The sequence below is a fragment of the Flavobacterium sp. genome (assembly GCF_044357305.1).
Classification (GTDB): domain Bacteria; phylum Bacteroidota; class Bacteroidia; order Flavobacteriales; family Flavobacteriaceae; genus Flavobacterium.
Genome location: NZ_JBIKPS010000031.1, coordinates 19,118 through 27,972, shown reverse-complemented (window position 1 = coordinate 27,972; position 8,855 = coordinate 19,118). Strand labels below are relative to the sequence as shown.

5 protein-coding genes are annotated in these 8,855 nt (G+C 34.1%); 1 reads left to right on the top strand and 4 read right to left on the bottom strand.

Annotated elements, in window-relative coordinates; genetic code table 11:
- Positions 1–337: 337 nt before the first annotated feature.
- Positions 338–1,054: an outer membrane beta-barrel protein gene (locus ACIQ2J_RS13695; protein WP_396170829.1), complete on the top strand. Its 717-nt coding sequence runs from the start codon at positions 338–340 to the stop codon at positions 1,052–1,054.
- Positions 1,055–1,428: 374 nt separating this feature from the next.
- On the opposite strand, the gene ACIQ2J_RS13690 is transcribed toward ACIQ2J_RS13695, so the two are convergent.
- The 4 genes from ACIQ2J_RS13690 to kynU form a co-directional block, all read right to left on the bottom strand.
- Positions 1,429–3,813, bottom strand: a complete 2,385-nt coding sequence (locus ACIQ2J_RS13690) for a penicillin acylase family protein (RefSeq protein ID WP_396170827.1) — start codon at positions 3,811–3,813, stop codon at positions 1,429–1,431.
- Positions 3,814–3,925: 112 nt separating this feature from the next.
- A complete protein-coding gene (locus tag ACIQ2J_RS13685) occupies positions 3,926–5,014 on the bottom strand; it encodes an agmatinase family protein (RefSeq protein ID WP_396170825.1) in 1,089 nt (362 codons plus the stop codon).
- Positions 5,015–5,154: 140 nt separating this feature from the next.
- Positions 5,155–7,224 (bottom strand): T9SS type A sorting domain-containing protein, encoded by a 2,070-nt coding sequence (locus ACIQ2J_RS13680; protein WP_396170822.1) that lies wholly within the window; start codon positions 7,222–7,224, stop codon positions 5,155–5,157.
- A gap of 88 nt (positions 7,225–7,312) precedes the next feature.
- Positions 7,313–8,590, bottom strand: coding sequence for a kynureninase (gene kynU / locus ACIQ2J_RS13675; RefSeq protein ID WP_396170820.1), 1,278 nt, complete (start codon positions 8,588–8,590; stop codon positions 7,313–7,315).
- Between the last annotated feature and the right edge of the window lie 265 nt (positions 8,591–8,855).

The following is an 8,855-nucleotide window of genomic DNA, read 5'->3' as shown; positions in this document are numbered from 1 at the left end:
TAGAGGATACTGCAATTTGTGGGAGAGTATGACGCCTCCTTTTTTATTAAACTCCAATCTTACAGATTGGAGTTTTTTTGTTTTGGTGCGGTGTGTTCGCAAGCTCGGTTCGCCGCCTTTTTTTATAGAACTCCAATCTTTACAGATTGGAGTTTTTTTTATATGGGTACGGTGTGTTCGCAAGCTCGGTTCTCCAAATATTCCAAATAATTTATATACAAAAAAGTTATTAATTAAGTAGTTTGAAATATGTTAAAAAAAAATGTAAGATTTTTCCTTTTTTTATTTATATTTGCATGATTTATATATTTAAACCCCATCTAAACCCTTTTTAACTATGAAAAAAATTTTAATTACAGTATTTTTATTTTTTATTTCACTTGCTGTTAATTCCCAAAGAAACAGTAATTATTCAAATGTAGAAATTAACAAATTAACTATTGAAGTAAGTACTGCAAATTCCATTGGTATTAATCATTATACTCCAGGATATTCAAAAAATAATGATATTACTCTAAACACTTTTAATGTTGGAGCTCGTTATATGTTTAATCCAAGATTTGGATTAAGAGCTGATGTGGGCTATATGAATTTGAATAGTAAAAATAAAGCAGACAGTAAGGATTATGAAGTTCAACTTCCTACTTTTGGTGTTCAAGGTGTAGTAAATGCCTCAAGGTTATTTAAAATTGATGAATCTATAGGTAGATTTGGATTGTTGCTTCATGCAGGTTTGCAAATTTCTCAATTATACCCAAAAACTCAAGATGAAATGAATGCAGTTGACCCAACACTTGTTTTTCGTTCTCACAACACTGGTAGAAAAGAAAATAATATTGGGATAATTTATGGTATTTCTCCTCAATATAGATTAACCGATAAGTTTGCATTGATTAGTGATATCTCTTTTGTAAATAGTTTAAAACAGCATTTTACTTGGGATGGAGCTATGAGTCCTGAAAATAATAATTTATCTGGAAAATTTGTTTCTGTTTCAATAGGATTAACTTATTCGCTAGGGTCTGAAGGAACCCATGGTGATTGGAACGAATAATAAAAATACACATATTTTAAAAATACCCCAAATAGTTTGAAACTATTTGGGGTATTTTTTGGAATGAAAATACATTTAAATTAGAAGATATAAAACTATTTTTAAATAAATAGTTTCCTTTTAAAATTGAAACAGACCCCTTGAGTTCGTGTTGAAAAAGTTAAAATTAGATTTATTTACTTATTACTAAATTCATTCTTGAGTATGGAATATTGTAAGAGATATACTATTTATTTCTGGTGAATTCTAAACGGATGCGTGAGGGATGGAAGCGGTATCCTTTGCTTTTATTGCGAGGTCACGAGCAATAAAAAGCAAAGATATAGCGGACAGCCCGACCCGAAGGGACACGCCATAAAATTAAAAAGTAGTTACTATTTAGGTTTAAGGACCAATTTTGTTGAAGAAGCTATAATTTCCTTTTTATTTAATTTCATTTTTCGAAATTGTCCTTTGTTGTACATTGCGGCTTGATCGCTATAATGAGAGCTCATTGGGTTTCCAGATTGCCCTGTTGGGAGTATGCTCATGCTGTTTTCAATATCTGAAAAATCAATCACTCTTCTGGTGGATGGACCTGCTTTTACATCATACATTCCGGTGTCGTTATAGAAAAACATTAGGTTGTTAATGACTTCGTTGGAACCTTTTGCTTCAAATGGGCCTACGTTGAAAAAATTTCTCAAGGCTGCGATTTTCCCAATAGGATGTTGGTGCTCCAAAGTATGAACTTTGTTCCAAGTCCATAAGGTTTCTGTGGTGCCTAATTGTTTTTCGAGTGCCGTGATGGCTTCTTTAAAGGATTGGGTGAGAACGTCTTTTTTTGTTTCTTTTTTGTTTTTGGTTGCTATATTATCCCACCACAGAGAATTTTCATTTTTGCTTTGTCCCTCAATTACTTGTTTCATAATATGGGTTCCCAAAAAGGATTTGAAGTTTTCTTCTCCCAATTCGTCTTGGAAGGTGTTTTTTAAATAACACGATATCCATTTACTGTAAATGGTTGGAGCAACATCTTGAAGATTATTTGATCCCGACCATTTTTTTAGTGTTTCTAATGCTTTTTTTTCATTGGCATTCCAACTGGTATTTGCAATTGACTGTGTCCAATTAGCAATCAAAGAGGTAGCTGTTGCAGAAGTATTATCGTTAGTCATATTTTGCACATCAGCACTAGTCCAATTGTTTTTTGGCTTTAACAAACCGCTAATTCTATTGGCGCGATCTTTTGGTAAATAATACCCTGGATACAAATACCCCTCAATAGGTTCTGGTTGGTTGTTAGCCGAATATACATAATTCCAATTTGGATTAATAGCCGATGGATTCTTAGAAAAATTAAGAAATTCTTTTTTATCATCGATGCCATTGGCTCCGTTCATAATAAAATTACCATTGACCGATTTGTCTAATTTGTACAATTTACCAGAAGTTATCCAAGCAATATTGTTCTTGGCATCACCATACATAATATTCAGTCCAGGTGCAGCGATTAACGAAATTGCCTTAGGAAAATTTTCTAAACTCTTAGAATGCGAAAGCGCATGAACTGCTTCAAGAATTTGGTTTTTTTGTTGGGTGTAAATCCAAGACATTGCTACCGGTTTTTTTGTATTTAGAGTATTTAATAGTCCGTTCATTATTGGTCCATGAATGGATTCTTTACTATTTAGTGTTACCGAAGTACTGTCTTTAACTTTGATTATTTTCTGACGAAGGCTATAGTTTTCATAGCCATCAACTGTTTTATATTGGTTGTTATTTGCAGGATTTTCTTCTTCTTGAAACAAATCTAAATCGTCGTTTTCAAACATGGTCAATCCATAAGCATAGTTGTGGTTGTGTCCTAATAACGGAAAAGGGGTTCCCGCAAGATAGTAGCCGTACATTTCATAATCGGGGGTGGTTATATGGGCCTCATACCAAGTACAGGGTTGCGAAAACATAATGTGCGGATCATTTGCAAAAATAACTTTACCATTCTTGGTTTTTTGCGCACCAATTACCCAACTGTTGCTTCCAATGAAGGATGGTATTGGGGAATTATCTAATAAACTTGCAATAGATTTTGAGATTTCAGCATAGTCATTACACTTTCCTTTATAACTTTTTAATTGGGTGGTTCCAAATGACCCATCTATTCCGAAGTCTTTTAGATATTCCATTCCGAATTTATCACGAATATCCGTGAGTAATGGATCTGTTTTTTGTGCCATAGCAAAACTAAAAGACATGTAACCAAAAATATTATAAACGTCTATTAATGTGAATTTTTCTTTTTTAACACCCAGTAATTGAAATTCAATTGGTGTTTTCCCCTGTTGTATGTATTGGTTTATTCCATCTAGATAGGCCATTGCTAAGATATACGTTTCGGAGTTTTTATCGAGTTGTGCTAATGCTTTCTCGGAGTTTTCTTCGATGCCTATTCCAGCAAAGAACAGATCGTTCTTTAGTGCTTTGTTTCCAAATAATTCGGATAATCTTCCAGGTGCAATTCTTCTTAGTAGTTCCATTTGCCACAATCGATCTTGTGCATGAACGTATCCTAAAGCAGTCATGGCGTCTTTTTGGGATGTGGCATAAATATGTGGTACACCATAATCGTCAAAGTAAACGGTAGTTTCTTTTTTAATGTTTTTTAAATAAATTTCTCCTTCGTATTTTGGTTTGGTAGTCTGTAAATAAACATAAAGTGTTACCGACAATAGTACTATTACAGAAATAAGAATTAGAAGAACTTTTTTAAGTGTTTTCATTAGAAAATATATAGTATATCAAATGTAAAAAATAAACCAATAAGAAATCAAGTTTCATTTAGCTATTGTCTTAACTTTTCTTTTTTTCTTATTGGTTTTAAAAAAAAGGATCTTATTTTCTAGGAAATTCAATTACTTTTCCAGTATTCATTCCGTTGTTTTTTGCCAAAACGCCACATAGATGAAATAACATTCTAGCACCAACATTTCCATCCCAATCGTCGTTTTCCCCAGGAGCAACTTCAACTAAATCGAAACCTATAATTTCTTTTCCGCTTTCCGCTAATTTGTTAAACAAATAAGTAGCTTGTTCAAAAGAAAATCCTCCTGGAACTGGTGTTCCTGTATTTGGGCAATACCATGGATACATTCCGTCAATATCAAAACTGATGCATACCTTTTGTGGCAAAGATGCCATTATTGCTTCACATTGTTGTTGCCATGTTTTACCTTCAAAGTTTTCTCTTTTTAAATCAGCATCACTATTTACTAAAACCCTTCCTTTTGATTGTTGAACTACATCTACTTCTTGTTCGCAAAAATCTCGGATTCCAACTTGAACTATTTTTGAAATTTGAGGGATTTTTAAAGCATTGTACATTATGGAGGCGTGAGAAAAAGTAAATCCTTCGTATGCTATTCGCAAATCCATATGAGCATCTAGATGCAAGATTCCAAAATTATCATGTTGGGTAGCTAAAGCTTCATAATAGCCAAGAGGTGTAGAGTGATCACCACCTAATAAAACTACTTTTTTGCCTTTATTCATCCAATACAAAACGGACTCTTTAACCTCGGTGTGCAAGTCGCGGCAAACTAAATTTATTTTATCTAAATCGGATTGAAGAACCGGAATCTTTGAAACTTCTTGACCGTCTTCCAAAGCTTCAATGATGGGTTGAGCAAGTGCTTTATATTTATCGGATTTTGATTTCCAAGCATCTGGAATTTCGGCATAATACATGCCTAATTTCCATAGTTCTGGAAAATCTTGATGGTTAAGATCTACTTGAAAGGACGCTTCTAATATTGCTTCAGGACCATCAGATGCTCCTGCTCCATAACTAACAGTTACTTCCCAAGGCACTGGAATGATTATAATTTCTGATTGTTCTGCCGAAAATGGCAATCCGAAAATAGTTGCATCAGCTAATCCTGGTTGCGAAGGATCAAAGTCTTTTATAATTTGTTCTTTAGTCATATAATTTGAGGAACAAAGCAATTGCTTTATTCTTGATTTAGTTTTTGCAAATGTACTAAGGTTTTAAAGTCTTTACAAAATTAAATAACCACAATGAAATTTACATCCATTGTGGTTATTTAATGAGTTTGAAAAACTTTTTATTCTTTTAGAAACTTGTAACTTGCTTTAGAAGTATTGAAGTAAATTGTATATACTCCATTAGAAAGTTTAGAAACATCTACTTTTTCTTCGTTAGATATTGAAGATTTCTCCATTATTTTTTGTCCTAGCATGTTGTAGATAATAATATTTTCAGTAGCATCAAATTCTCCTTTTATGGTGATTTGGTTCTTAGCTGGATTAGGATAAATCACTATGCTTTCTTTTACAAAATTATCATTATGTAAATATTGAGTTACTGTAAGTGTAAAAGTTCTTACAACAACTGAAGTTCCCAAAGTAGCAGTCATTGTAATTGTATATACACCTGGAGCAAGTAGAGTACCTTCTACTGGTGATTGCGCTAAAGTTGCGGCGCAAGCAACAGAAATAGGATTTGCTAAAGTAGCATAACTTGGTAATGTGTAAGTATTAGTTGCATCGGCAGCAACTGTTTGGTTTGCCATTATTGCCATTGTTAAAGGTAATGTTGGTAAAACATATCCTCTATCGGTAAATTTTTCAGTTATTGTAGTTATGTCATCACAAGAATAATTCATGTCAATTGCAGCAGTTCTTAACGCAATTGCAGCGCTTTGTTGATTCATTGAACTCGTAGTTAAATCTAAACCATTTAAAAACATTTTGTCAGTTTTTTCTCTACCTAAAACATCCCAAATTTGCATTAAAGCTGCTGCCCATATTTCACCATCAGCATGCACTTGATTTACAAGTCCGCCTGGATAAAGTTTTGTTGTATCTGTTCTTCTTCCATTCCAGCATGTATTTTGTCCGTCCCAACTAAACACAAATTGATAGGCATCATCTGTAGGTTGCCATTGATTTAAACTTCTACTATATGAAACAGCCCAATAATCGCCATTACCTTCACCTATTTGACTAGCAGTACTACCATTAGTAATCCAATCGTGAATTCCGTGACCTAATTCGTGCCAAATAACATCAGCATCTTCAGCATCATCAACACAACCTTCACCAAAAGCTAATTGATCTGTTGAAGGAAGGTAATGTGAATTATCTGCTCCACTTAATCCTGATGGATCAAATTTTACAACTCCAGCATTTAATTGAGCAACACAAGGAATTCCTAAAGTTTGATTAATATAACGCATACTTTTATCAATATGATAAAAAACATTTACCGCTTCAAACGCATTATTATCTCTTGTAAAATTGAAGGCACTTGTAGCTTGTGTATATAATCCTGTTGTAGGAGCTTCAATATCTACAATTTCAGCAAATGAGCTTTTTAATTTATAAACACCTGTAGTTAAAGAAATTTCTGGCAATGTAACTGCTGTTCTTGCTGCAGCTAATTGAGCAGTATTTGCATCATTACCGTCTACATAACCGGGAGCTCCGTATGCAACTTGAGCATAAGATAACGGATCTGATAAATATATCATAGCTGTTCCTGTTACAAAAGCCAATGGTTGTTTTGCATTATTTCTTTCTATTCTTTTTGTGTTTTCTTTTTGATTTTTTTTTACTTTTTTACTGTGTTCATAAATTGCCACATCCTTAACGCTTATTAGGTTTCCTGTTTGTGCATCGATAAAGGATTCCCAACTAGCGCTACCGGAATTTGGGTTAGTAGTTACTTTATAAACTAATTTTGTTTGATTTGAAATAAAAGCAACAAAAAGTTTGGCTTCTTGGAAATTAAAACCTCCTTCAATTTTTAAATTAGCATCTGAAATAGCAATTGCATCTTCTTTTGTTATGGATGAAATGGTACTAATATTAGTAATAGCACTATTATAAGTACTAGCTGTGCTTGTGATTTCATTTGAAGGGGAGAAATGTACTAATATTTCTGCATCAACAACTTGAATGTCATTTAAGTATTGATAAAATCGAAGTGTTTCACCACTTTGCGTTTTTCTAACAAAACCTAATTTCAAAGTATGATATGGTTGTATATTTATTTCTTTGTTGTGTTCGTTTATCCAACTTCTTGCTGCAGTTTCTTTATCGGAAACTTGTGCATTAGTGGTAAATACTATTGCTACAAAAAACAATAGTACCGCTTGTAATTTTAATCTCATATAGGTATTGGTTAGTTAGTTTTTATTAATTTTTAAAAATCAATTGTTTACAAATAAAATCAAATTTATTGAATTTCTGAAATTTATTTTAATGCAGACTTTGAATCCCTTTTTTTAACATCTGTCCAAAGTCGTACATATCTTCATAGGAAGTGTACAATGGTACGGGTGCTAAACGAATAACATTGGGCTCCCGCCAATCCGTTATTACGCCGTTTTTCATTAAATAATCGAAAAGGCTTCGGCCTTCTCCGTGAAGGAAAACGGATAATTGACAGGCTCTTTCTTCTGGATTGGAAGGTGTGATTATTTCGAAAGTGCTCTCGACTTCTTTGTCTATTTCATGCAAAATGAATTCTAGATAGGAAGTGATTTGGTTTCTTTTTTGGATTAATTTTTCCATGCCTATTTCGGCAAACATATCTACGGATGCCAAATAAGGTGCTAAAGACAATATTGGAAGATTGCTAATTTGCCATCCGTCAGCTCCATGAACTGGATCGAAGTTGGGTTCCATCTTAAATCGACGTTCTTTATTATGTCCCCACCAACCTGCAAAACGTGGCAAATTGGTATGGTGGTGTTTTTCGTGTACGAAACAGCCCGAAGCATTTCCAGGCCCGGAGTTCATGTATTTATACGAACACCAAGCAGCAAAATCTACATTCCAATCGTGGAGTTCTAATTTTATATTTCCTGCAGCATGGGCTAGATCGAAACCAACGTTGGCTCCAACTTTATGACCTGCTTCTGTTATGGTTTTCATATCGAAAACTTGCCCGGTATAATAGTTTACACCGCCAAATAAGACTAAAGCTAATTCGTCACCTACTTCTTCAATTTTAGCAAGAATGTCTTCTAAACGAATGTTGTGTTCGCCTTGGCGACGTTTTATTTCTACTATGGCATCGCTAGGATCTAAACCGTGGTGGTTGACTTGCGATTGGAACATGTATTGGTCGGAAGGAAAGGCTTTTTCTTCGCAAATGATTTTGAATCGTGTTGTAGTTGGACGATAGAACGAAACCATTAACAAATGTAAGTTAACGGTTAAGGTATTCATCACTGCAACTTCGGAAGGCTTTGCGCCTACTATTTTACTTAACGGGTTTGCGAATCGTTCTTGGTAGTCCCACCAAGGTTTTTCAGCATAAAAATGTCCTTCTACGGCAAGATTGGCCCAGTCGTTCATTATTTCGTCTACATAGGACTTGGTTCTTTTAGGCTGTAAACCTAAAGAATTTCCGGTGAAGTAAATTACATTTTTTCCGTTGTGTTGTGGGAAAATAAATTCCTCTCTGTAGGATTTTAATTCGTCTTGTGCATCAAGACTTTGTGCGTATTCGCGCGTATTTTGAAAAGTCATTTTTTTTGTTTTTTTTATTTTGTAGAGACAAGTCGCGACTTGTTTGTACCATGCCCATAAGAATGGGATGTAAATATAGAGAAAAAATTTAAAGGTGCAAAGAGTTGTGGGTTGTGGATTTTAGGTTGTTTTAGAAAATTTTATTTTTAGGAACAATGCCAACTGCATAGCCCCGATTGAGCCGATATCCTTGCGTAGTTTACGGAGCAAGATAAAGGCGAAAGCGGGAATAGGCTTTACTAAAATGCGCAAGCCATTCGCTACT